At 73.5% G+C, this 19,506-nt stretch carries 20 protein-coding genes; 12 read left to right on the top strand and 8 right to left on the bottom strand.

The window, feature by feature from the left end:
* Positions 1 to 990, bottom strand: coding sequence for a carbohydrate-binding protein (locus ACGH52_RS17500; RefSeq protein WP_059301085.1), 990 nt, complete (start codon positions 988 to 990; stop codon positions 1 to 3).
* Between the two features lie 121 nt (positions 991 to 1,111).
* The gene (gene cdgB / locus ACGH52_RS17505) at positions 1,112 to 2,776 is read right to left on the bottom strand and encodes a diguanylate cyclase CdgB (protein ID WP_076975520.1); all 1,665 of its coding nucleotides are present in this window, start codon (positions 2,774 to 2,776) and stop codon (positions 1,112 to 1,114) included.
* Between the two features lie 323 nt (positions 2,777 to 3,099).
* On the opposite strand from cdgB, the gene ACGH52_RS17510 reads away from it, so the two are divergent.
* Entirely contained in the window at positions 3,100 to 3,708 is a 609-nt protein-coding gene (locus ACGH52_RS17510; RefSeq protein ID WP_063124406.1) for a flavin reductase family protein, read from the top strand.
* A 48-nt stretch (positions 3,709 to 3,756) separates the two neighbouring features.
* Positions 3,757 to 4,227 (top strand): GNAT family N-acetyltransferase, encoded by a 471-nt coding sequence (locus ACGH52_RS17515; protein WP_059301082.1) that lies wholly within the window; start codon positions 3,757 to 3,759, stop codon positions 4,225 to 4,227.
* 17 nt (positions 4,228 to 4,244) lie between these two features.
* On the opposite strand, the gene arfB is transcribed toward ACGH52_RS17515, so the two are convergent.
* Positions 4,245 to 4,682 carry an alternative ribosome rescue aminoacyl-tRNA hydrolase ArfB gene (gene arfB, locus ACGH52_RS17520; protein ID WP_121701599.1) on the bottom strand — a complete coding sequence of 146 codons (438 nt, stop codon included), beginning with the start codon at positions 4,680 to 4,682 and terminating at the stop codon, positions 4,245 to 4,247.
* Between the two features lie 189 nt (positions 4,683 to 4,871).
* Here arfB and ACGH52_RS17525 point away from each other — a divergent pair, with 189 nt between their 5' ends.
* Positions 4,872 to 5,447 carry a TerD family protein gene (locus ACGH52_RS17525; protein WP_007450822.1) on the top strand — a complete coding sequence of 192 codons (576 nt, stop codon included), beginning with the start codon at positions 4,872 to 4,874 and terminating at the stop codon, positions 5,445 to 5,447.
* Positions 5,448 to 5,514: 67 nt separating this feature from the next.
* Here ACGH52_RS17525 and ACGH52_RS17530 read toward each other — a convergent pair whose 3' ends face one another.
* Both ACGH52_RS17530 and ACGH52_RS17535 read right to left on the bottom strand, forming a co-directional pair.
* Positions 5,515 to 6,198, bottom strand: a complete 684-nt coding sequence (locus ACGH52_RS17530) for a response regulator transcription factor (RefSeq protein WP_076975518.1) — start codon at positions 6,196 to 6,198, stop codon at positions 5,515 to 5,517.
* Entirely contained in the window at positions 6,195 to 7,457 is a 1,263-nt protein-coding gene (locus tag ACGH52_RS17535) for a sensor histidine kinase (protein WP_210974033.1), read from the bottom strand. The genes ACGH52_RS17530 and ACGH52_RS17535 overlap by 4 nt, the downstream gene beginning before the upstream one ends.
* Before the next feature lie 251 nt (positions 7,458 to 7,708).
* Here ACGH52_RS17535 and ACGH52_RS17540 point away from each other — a divergent pair, with 251 nt between their 5' ends.
* Positions 7,709 to 8,275, top strand: coding sequence for a heme-binding protein (locus tag ACGH52_RS17540; protein WP_121703402.1), 567 nt, complete (start codon positions 7,709 to 7,711; stop codon positions 8,273 to 8,275).
* Between the two features lie 100 nt (positions 8,276 to 8,375).
* Positions 8,376 to 9,797 carry a M1 family metallopeptidase gene (locus ACGH52_RS17545; RefSeq protein WP_399940473.1) on the top strand — a complete coding sequence of 474 codons (1,422 nt, stop codon included), beginning with the start codon at positions 8,376 to 8,378 and terminating at the stop codon, positions 9,795 to 9,797.
* A 24-nt stretch (positions 9,798 to 9,821) separates the two neighbouring features.
* Here the strand turns inward: ACGH52_RS17545 and ACGH52_RS17550 are convergent, their stop codons facing one another.
* Both ACGH52_RS17550 and ACGH52_RS17555 read right to left on the bottom strand, forming a co-directional pair.
* Complete coding sequence (locus tag ACGH52_RS17550) at positions 9,822 to 10,793, bottom strand: GNAT family N-acetyltransferase (RefSeq protein WP_399940476.1); 972 nt, start codon at positions 10,791 to 10,793, stop codon at positions 9,822 to 9,824.
* 9 nt (positions 10,794 to 10,802) lie between these two features.
* The gene (locus ACGH52_RS17555; protein WP_399940479.1) at positions 10,803 to 11,867 is read right to left on the bottom strand and encodes an NAD(P)-dependent alcohol dehydrogenase; all 1,065 of its coding nucleotides are present in this window, start codon (positions 11,865 to 11,867) and stop codon (positions 10,803 to 10,805) included.
* A gap of 108 nt (positions 11,868 to 11,975) precedes the next feature.
* On the opposite strand from ACGH52_RS17555, the gene ACGH52_RS17560 reads away from it, so the two are divergent.
* The 3 genes from ACGH52_RS17560 to ACGH52_RS17570 all read left to right on the top strand — a co-directional run bounded on the left by ACGH52_RS17560 (position 11,976) and on the right by ACGH52_RS17570 (position 13,879).
* The gene (locus ACGH52_RS17560) at positions 11,976 to 12,575 is read left to right on the top strand and encodes a TetR family transcriptional regulator (protein WP_399940482.1); all 600 of its coding nucleotides are present in this window, start codon (positions 11,976 to 11,978) and stop codon (positions 12,573 to 12,575) included.
* A gap of 61 nt (positions 12,576 to 12,636) precedes the next feature.
* Positions 12,637 to 13,143 (top strand): hypothetical protein, encoded by a 507-nt coding sequence (locus tag ACGH52_RS17565; protein ID WP_059301074.1) that lies wholly within the window; start codon positions 12,637 to 12,639, stop codon positions 13,141 to 13,143.
* Between the two features lie 22 nt (positions 13,144 to 13,165).
* A complete protein-coding gene (locus ACGH52_RS17570) occupies positions 13,166 to 13,879 on the top strand; it encodes a hypothetical protein (RefSeq protein WP_238696896.1) in 714 nt (237 codons plus the stop codon).
* 15 nt (positions 13,880 to 13,894) lie between these two features.
* Here ACGH52_RS17570 and ACGH52_RS17575 read toward each other — a convergent pair whose 3' ends face one another.
* The gene (locus ACGH52_RS17575) at positions 13,895 to 14,599 is read right to left on the bottom strand and encodes a pentapeptide repeat-containing protein (RefSeq protein WP_210974036.1); all 705 of its coding nucleotides are present in this window, start codon (positions 14,597 to 14,599) and stop codon (positions 13,895 to 13,897) included.
* Between the two features lie 164 nt (positions 14,600 to 14,763).
* Here ACGH52_RS17575 and ACGH52_RS17580 point away from each other — a divergent pair, with 164 nt between their 5' ends.
* The 4 genes from ACGH52_RS17580 to ACGH52_RS17595 all read left to right on the top strand — a co-directional run bounded on the left by ACGH52_RS17580 (position 14,764) and on the right by ACGH52_RS17595 (position 19,484).
* The gene (locus ACGH52_RS17580) at positions 14,764 to 15,924 is read left to right on the top strand and encodes an NAD(P)-binding protein (protein ID WP_076975510.1); all 1,161 of its coding nucleotides are present in this window, start codon (positions 14,764 to 14,766) and stop codon (positions 15,922 to 15,924) included.
* Positions 15,925 to 15,998: 74 nt separating this feature from the next.
* A complete protein-coding gene (locus ACGH52_RS17585) occupies positions 15,999 to 16,979 on the top strand; it encodes a zinc-binding dehydrogenase (RefSeq protein WP_399940487.1) in 981 nt (326 codons plus the stop codon).
* A gap of 67 nt (positions 16,980 to 17,046) precedes the next feature.
* Positions 17,047 to 18,552 carry an MFS transporter gene (locus ACGH52_RS17590; protein WP_121703393.1) on the top strand — a complete coding sequence of 502 codons (1,506 nt, stop codon included), beginning with the start codon at positions 17,047 to 17,049 and terminating at the stop codon, positions 18,550 to 18,552.
* Positions 18,549 to 19,484, top strand: a complete 936-nt coding sequence (locus ACGH52_RS17595; RefSeq protein WP_399946784.1) for an aminoglycoside phosphotransferase family protein — start codon at positions 18,549 to 18,551, stop codon at positions 19,482 to 19,484. Before ACGH52_RS17590 ends, ACGH52_RS17595 begins: the two co-directional genes overlap by 4 nt.
* The last annotated feature ends 22 nt before the right edge of the window (positions 19,485 to 19,506 follow it).

The raw sequence follows: 19,506 nt of genomic DNA on the forward strand, positions 1-19,506 counted from the left end.
CTAGTCCTTGACCTGGCCCTTCTTCAGGGAGAACTGGTCCAGCAGGACGTTGCACTTGTCGCCGTCGGCGCAGGACAGCGTGATCGTGTTGGTGCCCTTGTTGAGGGTGGGCCAGGAGTAAGTCTTGGTCCAGCCCTTGGCGAAGTCGCCGTCCTTGGCCCGGGCGAAGTTGCCCAGGTTCAGCTTGCTGCCGAACTCCTTGCCGTTGACCGTGAGGGTCATCGACTGGTCCTCACCGGCCGCGCTGTACGTGGTGAAGAGGGTGTACAGGCCGTCGTCGGGGATGCCGTTCACCGTCCAGGTGACCGAGGCGCCCGGCTGGTTGAGGCCGGCCACGTAGACGCCGCCGTCCGACTGGGCACCCTCCACGTCCGATGCGAGGGAGGCCGCGCCGCCCAGCCGCATCGCCTTCGCCTCGACGGAGGGCAGCTGCACGTCCTCGTCGTCGCCGCCCTCGCTCGCCGACGGGCTCGGCTCGCTGTTCTGGGACTGGGTGGGGGCCGGGTCACCGCCCGCCTCGTTGCCGCCCTTGTCGTCGTCGGAGCCGCTGCTCGTCATGGCCACGGCGATGCCGATGACCACGGCGGCGACGACCGCCACCGCGCCGATCAGCAGTCCCTTGGTGTTCGGGCCGCGACGTCCGCCGCCCCCGCCGTGTCCGGACGGCTGCTGCGGGCCCCCGGGACCGCCACCGCCGGGGAAGGTCTCCGGCGCGGCGTAGTGCGCGTTCGGCTGCCCGTACGCCCCCTGCGGCTGGCCGTAGGCGCCCTGCTGGGGCGGGGCGGCCTGGCCGTAGGCGGCGGTCTGCGCGCCCTGGCCCTGCGGTGCGCCGTACTGCCGTGTGCCGACGGGACGCACCCGGTTGACCGAGTTCGGGTAGCCGTAGCCACCGGACGGCGGCTGGGCCCCGTTGGCCTGCCCGTCGGCGTAGAGGTAGCCGAAGGGGTCGTCGTCCTCGGGCGTGCTCGCGCCGTTGTTGCCGGGCGTCATCCCTAGGTCTCCTAACCAGATGCGGTGCGTGGTGCGGTACGGGTGTATGAGAGAGCGAGCCTACCCGCTCCAGCTCCCCCAAACGGGTGACTCAGGCCGCATCAACGCGCTGACCTGCTGATCATCCGGCGCGGCGGTGCTGTTTGGGACGAGATCGTTTCTCGACGTACATCCGTTCGTCAGCCGACTTCAACACCTCGTCCGCCGTCATGCCGCAGTGGGCCCAGCCGATGCCGAAGCTGGCGCCCACACGGACGGCCCGGCCCTCGGCCCGGATCGGCTGGATGATCTCGCCCCGCAGCCGTACGGCGAGGTCCTGGGCGTCGGCCCGGCCGAGCCCGTTGGCGAGGATCACGAACTCGTCGCCGCCGAGCCGGGCCACCGTGTCGCCGTCGCGGACGCCGCCGCTGAGCCGCCGGGCGACCTCGATCAGCACGGCGTCGCCCGCGTTGTGCCCGAACCGGTCGTTGATCGACTTGAAGCCGTCCAGGTCGCAGAAGAGGACCGCGAGCCCCTTGGTGCCGTCGTCGCGCCCTTCCTCGGGGGCCACGGCGTGCACGTGGTGGTCGAAGGCCCCGTACGGCTCCGCGGCGGCGCCGAAGTCGAAGGTGTGGCCACCGGAGTCGAACACGGCGGAGTGCCCGTAGGCGGCGTCCATGGCGTCGGCCACGGCCGCGTGCGCGGACTGCGGGCGCTGGCACAGCCGGGCGGCGAGCCGGGAGCGCAGCTCGGCGCTGTTCGGCAGGCCGGTGAGGGAGTCGTGCGAGGCGCGGTGGGCGAGCTGCAGCTCGCGGCGCTTGCGCTCCTCTATGTCCTCGACGTGGGTGAGCAGGAAGCGCGGCCCGTCGGCGGCGTCGGCGACGACGCTGTTGCGCAGCGAGACCCAGACGTAGGTGCCGTCGCGGCGGCCCAGGCGCAGCTCGGCCCGGCCGCCCTCGGCGGAGGTGCGCAGCAGGGTGCCGATGTCCTCGGGGTGCACGAGGTCGGAGAAGGCGTAGCGGCGCATCGAGGAGGCGCGGCGGCCCAGCAGGCGGCACAGCGCGTCGTTGGTGCGCAGGATGCGGCCGTGCTGGTCGCCGCCCATCTCGGCGATGGCCATGCCGGAGGGGGCGTACTCGAAGGCCTGGCGGAAGCTCTCCTCGCTGGCCCTGAGCGCCTGCTGGTCGCGCTCCAGGCGGACCAGGGCGCGCTGCATGTTGGAGCGGAGCCGGGCGTTGCTGATCGCGATGGCGGCCTGGAACGCGTACATCTGCAAAGCCTCGCGGCCCCAGGCGCCGGGGCGGCGGCCGTTGCGCGGCCGGTCCACGGACAGGACGCCGATCAGCTCGCCGCTGGTGCCGCCGCCCTGGGGGCCCGGCGCGTACATCGGGGCGAAGAGCCGGTCCGAGGGGTGCCACTCGTCCTCGAAGCGGGGCGCGGGTCCGTCGGTGTACCACTGCGGGACGTCGTCGTCGTCGAGGACCCAGCCCTCGGTGTGGGGTATGAAGATCAGGTCGCCCCACTGCTCGCCCATGTTCAGGCGCCGGTCCCAGGACTCGCGGGAGCCCGAGCGGCCGGTGATGAGGGCCTCGGCGGCCGCGTTGCCCGCGAAGGCGGCCACGACGAGGTCGCCGTCGGGGCCGACCAGGTTGACGCACGCCAGCTCGTAGCCGAGGGCCTGGACGACGCCGTCGGCGACGGCCTGCAGGGTGTCGGCCAGGCTGCGGGCCTTGTTCATGTCGGCCATCGCCTGGTGCAGCTGCCGCAGGGACGCCAGGCGGACATAGGGCTCCGAGTCGGTCTCCATGCTCGCCCTCCCCCCGAGACCTCGCAGTGAATCAAGGGTTCTCTTCGGCGCCTTTACTGATGGTGCCCTTGCAGGTTCCCCGCCACTGAATCACAGCGCGCTCCTCACTCGGTACACAGGGTCAACAATTACCGCCCCTTGTGACTCAAGTCACAGCAAAACGTGAACAATTGAGTGGGGTTTCCGGGTTTTCTACGGGGTTCCCTGTGCGTTTACCGAACGCAAAGTCTGTGGGTATGCGCGCGTCTCCTTCCGTGGTCCTAGGACCCGGTTGGGACCGGGGCCCGATGCCCCGCCCGTGCCCCGGAGATTAGCGTGGCGGGGTGCCGAACACTCCGTCTCTCACGTATCCCGGGTCTTCCGCGGCCCCCGCGTCCCCGTTGCCCTCGCCCGCCTCCGGGCATGCTGAGGGGGTGAGCAACGAGGAGTTCCGTGCCGCCATGTCCCGGCTGGCCTCGGGCGTGGTCCTGGTGACCGCGCAGGAGCCGTCGCTGGACCCCGACGACCCGCTGGCACCGCGCGGCGAGGACGTCGGAATGACGGCCACCGCCTTCATGTCGGTATCCCTGGACCCGCCCCTGGTCCTGGTCAGCCTGCGCGAGGGCTCCCGCATGGACGACCTGCTGGACGAGCAGCCCCTGTGGGCGGTCTCCGTCCTCACCGAGAGCCAGCGGCACATCGCGGGCCGCTTCGCGATGAAGGGCCGCGTCAGCGACCGCCTCCTGTTCGCGGACATCCCGTACGTGCGGGGCGAGGCGACCGGGGCGCCCCTGGCGGGCGGCGCCCTGGCGACCCTGGAGTGCCGCACCGAGCAGCGGGTGCCGGCCGGTGACCACACCCTGGTGATCGGCCGGGTGCTGACCGCCGCGCTGCCGAGTGCGGACGGGGGGCCGCTCACGTACTTCCGGGGGCGGTACCGGCAGCTGGGCTGAGCGGTAAACCGCTGGTCCGGCCCGCGGGCGCCCGCCTAGGGTGCGCGCATGACGACCGGCACCGCGCTCCGCCTGGAGAAGATCACCGCCGCGAACCTCGAGGCGGCCCTCGCCGTACGGGTGCGCCCCGAGCAGGAGTTCGCCGTGGACCCGGTGGTGAAGTCCCTCGCCGAGGCCTACGTCCACCCCGAGACGGCCTGGCCCCGCCTGATCCTCGACGGCGACCGCCCCGTCGGCTTCCTCATGGGCTTCTTCGGCATCGACTGGTACGACGACGGCAGCGCGCTGCGCTCCGGACTGTGGCGCCTGAACATCGCCGCCGAGGAGCAGGGCCGGGGATACGGCCGCTTCGCCGTGGAGTCGGTGGCCGCCGAGATCCGGCGCCGCGGCGGCACGGAGTGCTTCGTCACCTGGCACCCCGGCGAGGACGGCCCCGAGGGCTTCTACCTGGGCCTCGGCTTCCGTCCGAACGGGGAGAAGGCCGAACAGGAGACGGTCGGCGTGCTGGAGCTGGGCTGAGACGCGTCCCCCGCCGGTCAGTCCCAGTCCCGCGCGGAGCGCCCCCGCTTGGTCTGCGCGCGCTGCTTCTTCTCCCGCAGCCGGCGCTCGTTGATGCCGCGCGGGATGCGGGTCGGCCTGCGGGGCCTGGGCGGCGGCGCGGTGGCCTCCGCGAGCAGGGCGGCCAGCCGTACGGCGGCGGTCTCGCGGTTGCGCCACTGGGAGCGGTGCTCGGAGGCGCGGACGGTGACCACCCCGTCGGACAGGCGCCCGGCCAGCCGCTCCAGCGCCCGCTGCTTCCACACCTCGGGCAGGGCGTCGGTCCGCGCCAGGTCGAAGCGCAGCTCCACCGCCGTGTCCGTGGTGTTGACGTGCTGTCCGCCCGGCCCCGAGGAGCGCGAGAAACGCCAGACCAGCTCGGCCTCGGGCAGGGAGACGGAGCCGCGGATGACATGGGGACCGGACATGCCTTCCATGTTCCCGTCCGCGGACGGCCCGCGTCACCCGAATATCCCGAAGGCGGCCCGGTCCCGGTCTCCGGTCTCGGTCTCCGGTCTCGGTAAAGAAAGTAAAGAGAGGCGGAACCTTGTGGACCCCTCTCGTCGTTCTTGGTGGTAGCTGTAGCTTTCTTGCCGTACGTACACGAGGGAAGGGACTCCCAAACAATGGCTGTAAGCCTGTCCAAGGGTGGCAACGTCTCGCTCACCAAGGAGGCTCCGGGCCTGACCGAAGTCACCGTGGGCCTCGGCTGGGACGTCCGCACCACCACCGGCACCGACTTCGACCTCGACGCCTCCGCGATCGCGGTCAACACGCAGGGCAAGGTGTACTCCGACGCCCACTTCGTCTTCTTCAACAACAAGCAGACGCCGGACAACACGATCGTCCACACCGGTGACAACCGCACCGGCGAGGGCGCCGGCGACGACGAGGCGATCAACGTCAACCTGGCCGGTCTGCCGGCCGACATCGAGAAGATCGTCTTCCCGGTCTCGATCTACGACGCCGAGAACCGCTCGCAGAACTTCGGCCAGGTGCGCAACGCCTACATCCGCATCCTCAACCAGGCCGGCGGCGCCGAGATCGCCCGCTACGACCTGTCCGAGGACGCGGCCACCGAGACCGCCATGGTCTTCGGCGAGCTGTACCGCAACGGCGCCGAGTGGAAGTTCCGCGCCGTCGGCCAGGGTTACGCCTCGGGCCTGGTCGGCATCGCCCAGGACTTCGGCGTGAACGTCTGACGTTCACCGCCCGTTCGTTCCGTACGAAGGCCCCCCGGACGTCCGGCCGGGGGGCCTTCGGCGTCCCTCACGGCAGCAGGCGCTGCTCCTTGGCCACCGCGACCGCGCCCGCGCGGGTGTCGACGCCGAGCTTGTCGTAGATCCGGCGCAGATGCGTCTTCACGGTGGCCTCGCTGATGAACAGGGCGCGGGCGATCTCCCGGTTGCCGAGACCGGTGGCGAGCTGGGCCAGGATGTCGCGCTCACGGTCGGTGAGGGCGGGGCGCGGCTTGCGCAGGTTGGCCATGACCCGGCCCGCGACCGGCCCGGACAGTGCCGTACGGCCCTGGGCGGCGGCGTGGATGGCGGCGAACAGTTCCTCGGGGCGTTCGGCCTTCAGCAGGTAGCCGGTCGCGCCCGCCTCGATGGCGCGGGTGATGTCGGCGTCGGTGTCGTAGGTGGTCAGTACGAGGACGTGCGGCGTACGGCCGGAGCCCGCGGCGGTGGTGTCCGTGGCCGTGGTGCCCGTGGTGAGGCGGCGGGTGGTCTCCACACCGTCGATGCCCGCGCCCAGCTGAAGGTCCATCAGGACCACGTCCGGCGCCAGCCGTGCGGCGAGCGCGAGCGCCTCCTCGCCGGTGCCCGCCTCGCCGACCACCTCGATGCCGGGGGCGCTGTCGAGCAGGGCGAGCAGCCCGGCGCGTACGACGACGTGGTCGTCGCAGACCAGGATGCGCACGGGGGCGGGCCCGCCGTCTGCCGGGTCGGTCATCGGGGTGCCTCCTGCGGGTCGGCCGGGCCGGGCGGGTCCGCCGGGCCGGTTCGGGGCGGGTCCAGGGGGACGGCGGCGGACAGGGCGGTGCCCTCGCCGGGCGCGGACTCGACGGTCAGGGCGCCGCCCAGCTGGCGCAACCGGGCGTGCATGGCGGGCAGTCCGTGTCCGCGCATCCCGGCGGGGGCGTCGGAGGGCTCCGCCGGGTCGAAGCCGTGCCCGTCGTCGGTGACGTCCAGGACGACCTCGTCGTCGAGGAGGGTGAGGCTGAGCGCGGCGGTGGTCGCGCCCGCGTGCTCCCGCACGTTGGCCAGCGCGCCCTGGGCGATGCGCAGCAGGGCCGACTGGACGCGGTCGGGCAGCGGCGGGACGCGGGTGCCGTCGTCGACGTGGACGCGGACGGTGAGGTGGTCGCCGGACTCCCGCGCGGCCAGGGCCCGCAGCGCCGCCTCCAGGCCGCCGCCGCGGGCGAGGTCGGCCGGGGCCAGGTCGTGGACGAAGCGGCGGGCCTCGGCCAGGTTGTGCTCGGCGACGGAGGCGGCGCCCCGGACGTGGGCGCGGGCCTTGCCCGGATCGGACTCCCAGACCCGCTCGGCGGCCTGGAGCAGCATCCGCTGGCTGGACAGGCCCTGGGCGAGGCTGTCGTGGATCTCCATGGAGAGCCGCTGGCGTTCGGCGAGGGTCCCCTCGCGGCGCTCCGAGGCGGCGAGTTCGCGGCGGGTGCGGATCAGGTCGTCGATCAGGGCGCGCTGCCGGGCCGCCTGCCGTTCGGTGTGCAGGAAGACGGCGGCGGCGATGGCGGCGACGGCGGGTGGGGCGAGCAGCAGGTTGGGGTCGAAGCCCCCGGCGAGCCGCAGCTGCGCGGCGACGACGAACACCGTCAGGACGGTGACCAGGACGAGCGCCGCGCGGGCGGGCAGGGTGCGCAGGCCGGTGTAGAAGAGGGGCACCGCGCACCAGGCGAAGCTGGGCGCCAGCACGACCAGCACCATCCACACCACGACGACCAGGCCCAGCCAGGCCAGGCGCCGCCGGGCGGGCGGGACGGCGGGAGCGGACGGCGCGGGCCCGCTCAGGACGGGCCCGAGCAGGTGCAGCACGGCGAGGGCGAGGGACAGGGCGAGGATCCACGGGGTGCGGGGCTCCCCGGGGTGCCGCAGCAGGAAGCGGGCCAGGGCGCCGCCGAGCAGCAGGAAGAACGCCACGTGCATGACGGCCCCGAGCCACCGGGTGTCCGGGTGGTCGTACGGCTTCGGCATCCGTCACCCGCCTCCTTCTGCCCGTCTCTGCGCCGCGCTGCTCCCCAACGTGCCGCAGAAGACCGCTGAGCTGCGCGAACACTCCCATGGTGCCCTCTTCGGACGCCCCGTGGGTCAACCGATCGGACGACCCCGCCGTCGCCCGTTCCGCCGCCCACGAGCAGCCGGAACGGCGACCGTGCGCCCCCGGTGCGGGACGGAGGGTGGAGAGCACGAACCCGCCCCCTCACCACTTCGAGGAGCAGACCACCATGAAGAAGACCCTCTCCCGTCGCGCCCGCCTCGCCACCGGCGGTGCCGTGCTCGCCGCGGTCGCCGCCGGCACCTTCGGCACGGTGGCCGCGAACGCCTCCGCGCCCGAGGCCGCTCAGGACTCCGCGGTGTCCGCGGCCCCCGCCGCGGCCGGCAAGGGCGACACCACCACCTCCACGCACCTGACGGCCGACGCCGCCACCGAGGCCGCGCGGGCCGCGCTGAAGGCCGCCGAGAAGGAGGGCCAGCGGGTCACGGTCGCGGTCGTCGACCGCAACGGCAACACGATCCTCACCCTGCGCGGTGACGGCGCCGGTCCGCAGTCCTACGAGTCGGCGGAGCGGAAGGCGTACACGGCCGTCTCCTGGAACGCCCCGACCAGCGAGCTGGAGAGCCGCCTGGAGAACGCCCCGAACCTGAAGGACATCCCGGGCACGCTGTTCCTGGGCGGCGGTGTCCCGGTCACCGCGGGCAAGGCGCCGATCGCCGGTATCGGGGTCGCGGGTGCCCCGTCCGGCACGCTGGACGAGAAGTTCGCCCGGGCCGGAGCGGCGGCGCTGAACTGATCCGAGACCGGCGGCCGGAGGCTCCCGGCCGGTCCCACAGCCGGTCCCAACAGGCGGCCCCAACGGGCGTTTCACGTGAAACGCCCCATAGGATCACGTCGTGCGCACCCCCACCCCCCGTCTGCTCGTAGCCGCCGCCACCGTCCTCGCCCTCGCGGCGTGCAGTGGCGGCGGCGCGGTCGACGGCACCCCGGGCGGCTCGGGCGTGCGCGACCCGTACTTCCCCAAGGCGGGCAACGGCGGCTACGACATCGGCCACTACGACCTGGTCCTGGACTACGACCCCGGTACCGGCGCCGACGCCGGGCACCTCACCGGCAGCGCGACGATCACCGCCCGCGCGACGCGGGACCTGTCCGCCTTCGACCTCGACCTCAAGGGCCTGGACGTCGAGAAGGTCACGGTCGAGGGCCGGGACGCCCGCTTCAACCGGGCCGGACAGGAACTGACCGTCCGCCCGGCCGAGGAGCTGAACGACGGGGAGACGTTCCGCGTGACCGTCCGGTACTCGGGCGAGCCGGAGACGATCACCGACCCCGACGACTCCGAGGAGGGCTGGCTGCCCACCGCCGACGGCGCGGTCGGACTGGGCGAGCCGACCGGCTCGATGGCCTGGTTCCCCGGCAGCCACCACCCCTCCGACAAGGCGACGTACGACCTCGCGATGACCGTGCCGAAGGGTCTCGGCGTGGTCTCCAACGGCGAGTTGCGCGAGGAGCGGACCCGGGACGGCCGTACGACGTTCACCTGGCACACCTCCGAGCCGATGGCGAGCCATGTCGTCACCGTCGCCGTCGGCGAGTGGGAGACCGGCCGCTCCACCACGGACGACGGGCTGCCGGTGTACACGGCCGTCGACCCGACGCAGGCCGACGCGAGCCGGAAGGTCCTGAAGCGGATCCCGGAGATCATGGACTGGGCGCGGGAGAACTTCGGCCCCTACCCCTTCTCCTCCATCGGCGCGATCGTCGACCGCGACGAGGACGCCGGGTACGCCCTGGAGACCCAGAACCGGCCCTACTTCCCCGGCGCCCCCGACATCGTCCTGCTCGTCCACGAACTCGCCCACCAGTGGTACGGGAACTCCGTCAGCCCGAAGACCTGGCGGGACATGTGGCTCAACGAGGGCTTCGCCACCTACGCGGAGTGGCTGTGGGAGGAGGACCACGGCGGCGACACCGCCCAGGAGATCTTCGAGGCGCTCTACGACGGGACGTACTACGAGGACGAGGACGCGAACGACTCGGTCTGGGCGTTCCCGCCCGCGGACCCGCCCGACGCGGCGCACATCTCCGAGAGCCCGGTCTACCAGCGGGGCGCGATGGTCCTGCACAAGATCCGCGAGACGGTCGGCGACGACGCCTTCTGGGACCTGCTGCACGGCTGGGCCGCCGCGCACCGCCACGGCAACGCGGACACCGACGACTTCACGGCGTACGTGGAGGAGTCGGCGCCGGACGAGGACTTCTCGCAGATCTGGGCGGACTGGCTGCGCGGGGACGGCCGACCGGACTCCCCGTGAGCCGCCCGCTCGTCCGCCGCCGCCTCACCCCTCGTGGCCCCCGAAGGTGTCGAGCAGCAGGGCCAGGTCCGGCGGCCAGAGCGGCTCGGGCGCCGCGGCGAGTTCGGCCGGGGTCCACCAGCGCCAGGTGAGGATGCCGTCCGCGGCGTGGGCGGCGGCGAGGTCGGGGCCGGTGGGTTCGCGGCGGGGGCCGTGGGCGACGTAGATGTGCTCGTACTGGCGGACGGGGCCGACGCTCAGGTGGGTGAAGTCGTGTTCCCAGGTGCAGAGCAGGGGGCCCGGTTCCAGGTCGGTCCAGCCTGTCTCCTCGCGCACCTCGCGCAGGGCGCCCTCGCGGGGGTTCTCGTCCGCCTCCAGGCCGCCGCCGGGCATCGCCCAGTACACGCCGACCTCGGCGTTGTCGTAACGCAGGAGGAAGACGGCGCCCTCGGGGTCGAGCACGGCGACGCGGGCGGCGCGGCGCGGGGTGCGCGGCGTGCCGCTCTCCAGTTCCCTGCGCAGCACCGTGCACGGACGGTCGGCGCCCAGGTCCCGGCGGTGGTCCAGGACGCGGTAGCCGAGGGCGGTCCAGAAGGCGAGCCCGTCGGGGTTGCCGTCCAGGACGGCGAGCCGTACGGCGGTGCGGCCCGCGGCGCGGAACCGGTCCTCTACGAGGGACACGAGCCGCCTGCCGTGTCCCTGCCGCGCCAGGCCCGCGTCCACCATCAGCAGCCCGATCCACGGGTCCGGGTCGGACCGGTCGGGATGCCGGGCGAGCGTCACCGCGATCCCGGCCAGCCGGCCCGCCTCCCGGGCGAGCAGCACCTCGGCGCCGGGCCGGGCCAGTTCTTCGGCCAGCGCCGCCGCCACCTGCTCCGGGCGGATGTCGTCCGGGTCGGGGAAGTCGCCGCTGAGCGCGTGGAAGGCGCGCTGGGAGGCGTAGAGGGCGGTGAGTTCGGTGAGGACGGGGCCCGGGATGTCGTGGTCGGGGGTGAGCGGCAGCGGGGTCAGGATCACGGGGGCAACCTATCCGGCCGCCGGGCCGGGCCGGTCCAGGTCGGAGAGGTCGAGGACGAAGCGGTGGCGGACGTCGCCCCGGTCCAGGCGGTCGAGGGCCTCGTTCACGCGGGCGGAGGGGAGGAGTTCGATGTCGGCGGTGATGCCGTGCGCGGCGCAGAAGGCCAGCATCTCGGCGGTGCCCTTGCGGCCGCCGCTTCCCGCGGAGCTGAGCTTCTTGCGGCCGATGAGCAGGTCGAGGGTCTCCAGGGTGACCGGTCCGAGGTGCCCGAGGTGGCTGAGGGTGCCGTCCAGGGCGACCAGGCGCAGGTAGGCGCCGAGGTCGTGCGGGGCGGAGACGGTGTCGATGAGGATGTCGAACCGGTCGCGGGCGGCGGCCAGTTGCCCGGGGTCCGTCGAGTCGACGAACCCGCGCGCTCCCAGGCGGCGGGCGTCCTCGGCCTTGCCCGGCGAGCGGCTGATCACCGAGGTGTCGGCGCCGAGCGCGACGGCGAACTTCACGGCGAGGTGGCCGAGGCCGCCGAGCCCGGCCACGGCGACGCGGGTGCCGGGTCCGGCGCCGAGGGCGCGCAGGGGCTCCCAGACGGTGATCCCGGCGCACAGGAGCGGTGCCGCGGCCGCCGGGTCCAGGCCGGCGGGGAGGGCGTACGCGAACCGTTCGCCCAGCACGTACTCACGGCTGTAGCCACCAAGGGTGGTCGATCCGTCGACGCGGTCGGTGCCGCCGTAGGTCAGGGTCGGGAAGGCGTGGCAGAAGTTCTCCTGGCCGATCCGGCACATGGCGCAGGTGCCGCAGGAGTCGACGATATTGCCGACCGCGACCGGGTCTCCGGCCCGGAAGCGGGTGACCCCGGGGCCGGTCTCGGTCACCACGCCCGTGAACTCGTGCCCCGGGACGAGGGGCGCCGGGCCGCTTCCGTCGGCGCCCCGGGTCCGCAGGGCGTGCAGGTCCGTGTGGCAGACGCCGCAGTAGTCGACCCGGACGGCGAGGTCGTCGGGGCGCAGGTCGCGCCGTTCCAGCGGCGTCCGCCGCAGGGTCGTCCCGGTCGCCTGCCAGCCCGCGGTGGTTCTCATGACTCTCTCCGACTCTCCAGACAGACTGTTCGGTCTGTTTGAGCGTAGGCGCCTTCGCGGGATCAGGCAAACCAACTGTTCTGTTTGAGCGTGCGATATTCTGCGGAGATGCCCGACCGCACCCCCGACCAGCCCCTGACCTCGCGCGGAGCCGCCACCCATCGGCGCATCCTGGACGTCGCGACCCGGGAGTTCGCCGAACACGGGATCGCGGGAGCCCGTGTCGAGCGGATCGTGGCCGCCGCGCGCACCAACAAGGCGCAGCTCTACGCGTACTTCGGCAGCAAGGACGGGCTGTTCGACGCGATCTTCTTCGGCTCGCTGGACCGCATCGTGAACGTCGTGCCGATCAACGCCGACGACCTCGCGGACTGGGCCGTGCGCCTCTACGACGAGTACCTGCGCCGCCCCGACCTCATCCGGCTGGCCACCTGGGCGCGGCTGGAGCGGCGCCCGGCGGGGCACCTGGTCGAGGACGCCGACCGCCGCGACGACGCCAAGCTCCGGGCCGTCGCCGAGGCGCAGGCGGCGGGGCGGGTGCGGCCGGGCGACCCCTTCGACGTGCTGGCCCTCGTCATCGCCATGTCCATGGCCTGGTCACCGGCGAGCAACGTCTACGCGGCGACCGCCGACGAGCCCGAGGCCGTGCACGAACGCCGCCGCGCCCTGCTCCGCGACGCGGTGCGCCGCGCCACGTCACCGGACTGACCAGGCTCGGTGCGGGCCCGCGGCGCGTGGCCCGCACCGGGTCCGTGACACCATCTCCTGCGTGCTCGACATCGGCTACGCCCTCTCCACCCGCTTCCCGGACCCGCCGCAGACGGACTACCGGCGCGCGGACGTCCACGCCCTCCGCCACGACCTGTTCTGCGGGGACGTGTACCTCGCCGACACCAAGGCGGACCGGGAGTTGTCCACAGCCTGGGGATGGGTGCCGGTGCTCGACTTCGCCTGGGCGCTGTGCGACATCGTGGAGCACGTCGACCGGGACCCGGCGGGCTCCCGGGCCGCCCGGCCGCAGCGGGCGGAGCTGGACTTCACCGAGTCCACCGACCGCCTGCTCTTCGAGCGCCGCTTCGGCTGGGTCGACATCGAGGCGGAGTGGCTGCCCGCGGACGAGCCCCCGCTGTCCTTCTCCCACGCCGAACTGCGCCGCGAGGCCCGGGACTTCCTCCACGACCTGCTCGCCGACCTCACCGACCTGCACGAGGACCTGGCCGACAACCCGGCCGTCTGGTCCCTCCAGGCCCGCTTCCCGCGGATGCCCTCCGACTAGACAGCAGGGAGCGTCACCACCGATGACCGCACAGCCCGCGCCGTTCAAGCCCTCCCTCGTCAAAGCGGTGTTCCGGGACGTGACCCCGCTGCACGTCTCCCGCCCGGCCGCGTGTGCCGCCGCGTCGGTGACGCGGACGGTGCTGACGGAGATCATCGACGGCGCGAGGAGGGCGGCGGCCGAGGAGTCCCGGAAGAAGCTGATACCCGGGGACCTGATCTCGGCGATCGACCGCGACGTCGAGCTGGAGGTGGGGGACAAGTGGTACGTCCACAGCCCGACGTTCCGAGGTCTGACCGGTGACCTGTACGACGCCGACGGTGTCCTCGTCCCCCTTCGTCAGCGCAGGGGGACGCGCACACCGAGTGCCGTGGCCGGTGCCCACAGGTTCGAGGCCGGGGTCAGGAGGCTGCTGCGGAGCCGGGGTGCGACGGCCGTCCCGGCGATGGTCCGCGACCTGGACGGCATCGCGAGCGTGTTCCTGACGGACCTCGCCCGGAACGCCGCCATGATCGTCCGCGAGGGCGGGGTCAAGCGTTTCGGCACGGTCACCCTGGAGACGCCGGACGAACCGGCCGCGCCCCCGTTCCCCAAGGATTCCCTCGGGGCCCTGGCCACACGCGGGGGAGACCGGCGGACCGTCGACCGGGACGACGTCCTGGCCGCCACCAGGATGCTGTTGTTCGGCGGCGGCCTCAGGCGGCGGGCCCTCGCCGAAGCACTCGCCCACTCCTGATCCGCCGGACCCGGCCTACCCCTCCGCCAGCACCCGCACCCCCAGCTCCGCCGCGAGCACCGGAGCGAGGTCGAGGAGCTGGGCGGGACTGATCACCGCGCCCGCGAGGCGGTCCACGCCGCGGGCCAGCTCCAGGGGGGCGGCGCCGCGCAGGTCGACGTCGGTGAGGGTGGCAGCGGTGAGGTCGGCGTCCTTCAGGGCGCAGTCCACGAACTCGACCCGCTCCAGGCGGGCGCCGCCGAAGTCCGGCTCGACCAGGACGCAGCTCTCGAAGACGACGTCCTTGAGGCGGGCCCGGCGCAGGTTGAGATAGTCGATCTTGCCGCCCCTGATCAGGACCCGCTCCAGAACGGCGCCGTGCAGCTGGGTGCCGCCGAGCCGGGCGTCGAGCAGCTCGACGTCGCGCAGGGTCGCCTCCGCGAGGTCCGTGCCGACGCCCCGGACGCCGGTGAGGCGGGTGTCGAGCAGCCGGGCCCGGGGCAGCGACGCCTCGTCCAGGGCGCAGCCCGTCAGCGCGCAGTCCATGAAGCGGGCGCCCGCGCCGTCCTGGCCGGTGAGGACCGTCTCCCGGAACTCCAGCGCGTCGTAGTCCCCGTCCGGCTCCAGTCGGCCGCCGTCCTCGTACGGCGTGAGCGGCGGCAGGCGCAGCTCCGGGCGTCTCGCCCCCCGCACCGTCGTCGTACCGCGCCCGCCCGCCGTGCCCGTCGTTCTCCTCGCCATGGCCCCATGCTGCACCCCGCCGCTGACAACCCGCGCCGACCTGCCAGAACACCGTTTCTGCGAGCCGCATGTCACATCCGGCGCCCCCGCGGCCGTCGTAGGGGCAGACAGGCGCCGCGCAAGGCGGCCCGACCGCGAACCCGATCCGAGGGAGAACCCGAGTCATGCATCGCATCACCGTCATCGGCGGCGGCTTCGCCGGACTGACCGCGGCCATCACCGCCGCCGAGGCGGGCGCCAAGGTCACCGTCCACGAGGCCCACCACACCCTCGGCGGACGCGCCCGGACCGCCGACGGCCCCTACCGGACCAACGACGGCCCGCACGCCCTCTACAACGGCGGCCCGCACTGGGCCTGGCTGCGCCGGCGCGACCTGATCGGCCCGCTCGCGCCCATCCCGCCGCTGGAGGCGGCCCGGCTCCGGCTGCGCCACAAGGGCGCGTTGCGCCGCACCCCGCCGTTCGCCATGCTGAAGCTGCTGCGCCGGGGGGTCGGACCGGCCCCCGTCGACACCGACTTCCTGACCTGGGCGACCGGCATCGCGGGCGAGGAGGGCGCGCGGGCCGCCGCCCACTACTGCGCCGTCGCCCTGTTCCACCACGATCCGGGCTCGCTGTCCGCGGCCTTCGTGCAGGAGCGGCTGCGCCGGGCCGCCAAGCTGCCGCCCGAGGCGCACTACCCGCGCGGCGGCTGGGGCGGGGTCATCGACCGGATGGCCGCCCTGGCCTGGAACCTCGGGGTCCGGATGGAGACGGTCTCCCGCGTGGACACGCTGCCCACCGGCACCCCCGTCATCGTCGCCACCTCCCTCGACGCGGCCCGCCGCCTGCTGGACGACTCCTCGCTGACCTGGCCGAGCGGCCGCACCACCCTGGTCGACCTGGCCGTACGGACCCGGCGCGGTGACGCCTTCGCCGTCTCCGACCTGGACGCGCCGGGGTGGATCGAGCGGTTCACGGCGCAGGACCGCACGCTCGCACCGGCGGGCGAGCAGCTGATCCAGGGACAGATCCCCCTCGCGCCGCACGAGTCGAAGGCCGACGGCACCGCACGCGCCGAGCAGTTGCTCGACCTCGGTTTCCCCGGCTGGCGCGAGCGGCTGACCTGGCGGCGCGAGGCGGTCGCGAACGGCCGTACCGGCGCCGTCGACCTGCCCGGCACCACCTGGCGCGACCGGCCGGCCGTCGACCGCGGCGACGGCGTGTACCTCGCCGGTGACCAGGTCGCCTCGCCCGGTCTGCTCTCCGAGGTCTCCTTCAACAGCGCCCTGACGGCGGTCTCCCTCGCCCTCGGCCGGCACGAGCTTGACCTCAAGCACGCTTGAGGTCGTTGGCTGGGTCCCACAGCAGCCCGTAGCAGCGCTCCCGTAGCAGCGCGCACTACCCCTGGGGGACCGTCATGCACGCCATCCGCCTGCACGCCTTCGGACCGGCCGACAACCTCGTACTGGACGAGGTGGAGGACCCGGCGCCGGGCCCCGGCCAGGTCCGCGTCGCCGTCCGCGCGGCGGGCGTCCACCTCCTGGACACCGCCCTGCGCGAGGGCGTCCAGGGCCCGGCGCCCGCGCCTGTCGAGCTGCCCACGATCCCCGGCCGCGAGGTGGCCGGCGTCGTCGACGCCCTCGGGGAGGGCACGCCGGACGGCTGGCTGGGCAGGCGCGTGGTCGCCCACCTCGGCTTCGCCCCCGGGGGCTACGCCGAACTCGCCGTCACCGACCTCGCCCGCGTCCACGAGATCCCCGCGAACCTGGACTTCGCCGAGGCCGTCGCCATGATCGGCACCGGGCGTACGACGATGGGGATCGTGCAGTTCGCCGAACTCGGTCCGGACGCGGTGGCCGTGGTCCCGGCCGCCGCGGGCGGCATCGGCACGCTGCTGGTGCAGTACGCGAAGAACGCCGGGGCCACGGTGGTCGGCCTCGCGGGCGGCCCGGAGAAGGCCGCGCTCGTCGCCGCGAACGGCGCCGATCTCGCCGTCGACTACAAGGACCCCGGGTGGCCCGGGAAGGTCCGCGCCCACCTGGGCGGCCGGGGGGCGACCGTCGTCTTCGACGGTGTCGGCGGGGAGGTGGCGCGCGAGGCCGTCGCGCTGCTCGGGTCCGGCGGGCGGCACGTGGTCTTCGGCTGGTCGGGCGAGGGCCTGCACGACGGCTCCCCGTACCTCGTCGACGGCGTCTCCCAGCAGGTGCTGGGCCCGGTGATGCTGGAGAAGGCCGGCGGCGCCGACCCCGTACGCACCCTCGAACTGCGCGCCCTCGCCGAGGCCGCCGAGGGCCGGCTCGTCCCGGCCGTGCGGCGCTTCCCGCTCGCCGACGCCGCCGCCGCGCACCGCGCCCTGGAGAACCGGGAGACGACCGGAAAGGTGGTCCTGGAGCCCTGAGCGGCGTCGCGCGCCACCGACCGCGCAACGGGATGCGATACGTCCCGATCCGTGGTGTTCTGGCCAGATGAGTGGCTCCCGGACAGGTGGTCCCGCCGCGCCCGCGGAGGCCGACCCCCACCGCTGGTGGGGGCTGGTGGTGATCGCCCTGGCGCAGCTGATGGTCGTCCTCGACGCGACGATCGTGAACATCGCGCTGCCCTCGGCCCAGCGCGACCTGGACATCTCCGACGCCGACCGGCAGTGGGTGATCACCGCCTACACCCTCGCGTTCGGCGGTCTGCTGCTGCTCGGCGGGCGGGTGGCGGACCTGGTGGGACGCAAACGCACCTTCGTCATCGGGCTGATCGGCTTCGCCGCCGCCTCCGCGATCGGCGGCGCCGCCACGACCTCGGCGATGCTCTTCGGCGCCCGCGCCCTCCAGGGCGTCTTCGCCGCCGTCCTCGCGCCGTCCGCGCTGTCCCTGCTGACGACGACCTTCACCGACCCCAGGGAACGCGGGAAGGCCTTCGGCATCTACGGCGCGCTGGCCGGCAGCGGTTCCGCGATCGGCTTCATCGTCGGCGGCGTGCTCACCGAGTACCTGAACTGGCGCTGGTGCCTGTACGTCAACATCCCCATCGCGGTCATCGCCGTCATCGGCGCGTTCGCCCTGCTGCACGACCGGCCCGGCCACGCCGACGCCCGCCTCGACGTGCCCGGTGTGGTCCTCGGCTGCGGCGGTCTCGTCGCCCTCGTCTACGGCTTCAGCGAGGCCCAGCCGCGCGGCTGGACCGACCCGCTGGTGCTGGGCCTGTTCGCGCTGGCCGTGATCCTGCTGGCCGCCTTCGTATGGTGGCAGACCCGGGCGGCGACGCCCCTGCTGCCGCTGCACGTCATCCGGGAGCGCAACCGCGCCGGCTGCTTCCTGACGATGATGCTGGCGGTCATCGGCATGTTCGGGCTGTTCCTGTTCATGACCTACTACCTCCAGGAGATCCTCGGCTACTCCCCCGTGAGGACCGGCCTGGCGTTCCTGCCGCTGACCGCCGCGATCGTCGTGGGCTCCACCCAGATCTCGGCCCGGCTGCTGCCGCACGTGGGCCCGCGCATGCTGATGGTCCCCGGCATGCTCCTCGCCTCCGGCGGCATGGTGATCCTCACCCGGATCACCGTGCACTCGGAGTACGCCTCCGAGATCCTCCCGGCGCTGCTCCTGATGGGCCTTGGCATGGGCCTCACCTTCATGCCGGTGTTCTCCACGGCCACCGCGGGCGTCGCCCCGAAGGACTCCGGCGTGACCTCCGCGACGGTCAACACCTCGCAGCAGGTGGGCGGCTCGATCGGCACGGCGCTGCTCAACACCATCGCGACCAGTACGAGCGCGTCGTGGATCGCGGCGCACCTGAGGGAGGACCCCTCCCAGCGGGAGCTGATCGTGCGGGAGGGCATCGTGCACGGCTACACGGTCGCCATCTGGGTGGCCGCCGGGGTCATGCTGCTGGCGGGGCTGGTCGCGGGGGTGATGGTGACGGCGAAGGCGCCCAAGCACGGGACTTCGGCGGACCGGCCGGTGCCGGAACCGGTGCGCTGAGGGGAAATCCGCGTGACCGCGGGCACCGCTCGCCGGTAGCGTCCGGCGGTGTGATCGACGTACCCGAAGGGCTCGCGGCCGCGCAGGCGAAGTACAACGGGGAGGCCGGGCGGGCCTTCGTCGCGGGGCTGCCCGCGCTGGCGGCCGGGTTCCTGGAGCGGTGGGAGCTGCGGCTGGACGGGCCGTCGATGCACGGGTGGGCGGCGCTGGTGCTGCCGGTCGTGTGCCGCGACGGTACCGAGGCCGTGCTGAAGCTCCAGATCCTCGACGCGGAGACCGAGGGCGAGCCCCTCGCGCTGCGGGTGTGGGACGGGGACGGCGCGGTGCGGCTGCTCGACCACGACCCGGCCACCGGGACGATGCTCCTGGAACGCCTGGACTCCGGCCGGATGCTCAGCCACGTCGAGGACTCCCGCGAGGCCGTCCTGGTCGTCGCCCGGCTGCTGGCCCACCTCACCGCGACCCCCGCGCCACCCGGTGTGCGCCGCCTCGGGGACATCGCGCGGGGCATGCTGGAGCGGACGCCCGGAACCCTGGAGCGCATCCCGGACCCGGCGGACCGGCGGCTGGTCGCCGACTGCGCGGCGGCCGTGCGCGAGGTCGCCGACGAGCCGGGCGACCGGCTGCTGCACTGGGACCTGCACTACGAGAACGTCCTCGCCGCGGACCGCGCCCCCTGGCTGGCCATCGACCCCAAACCGCTGGCCGGCGACCCCGGCTTCGACCTGCTGCCCGCCCTGGACAACCGCTACGACCCGGACGAGACCCGGTGGCGTTTCGACGCCATGACCGACGTCCTCGGCCTCGACCGGGAGCGGGCCCGCGCCTGGTCCCTCGGCCGCGTGCTCCAGAACAGCCTGTGGAACGTCGAGGACGGCGACCCGCTGGAGACGGAGCAGCTGGAGATCGGGCGGCTGCTGCGCGCCCTGTGAGGACCGCGCGGGTCACCGGCGT

It is taken from the genome of Streptomyces sp. BBFR25 (genome assembly GCF_044590125.1).
Classification (GTDB): domain Bacteria; phylum Actinomycetota; class Actinomycetes; order Streptomycetales; family Streptomycetaceae; genus Streptomyces; species Streptomyces canus_D.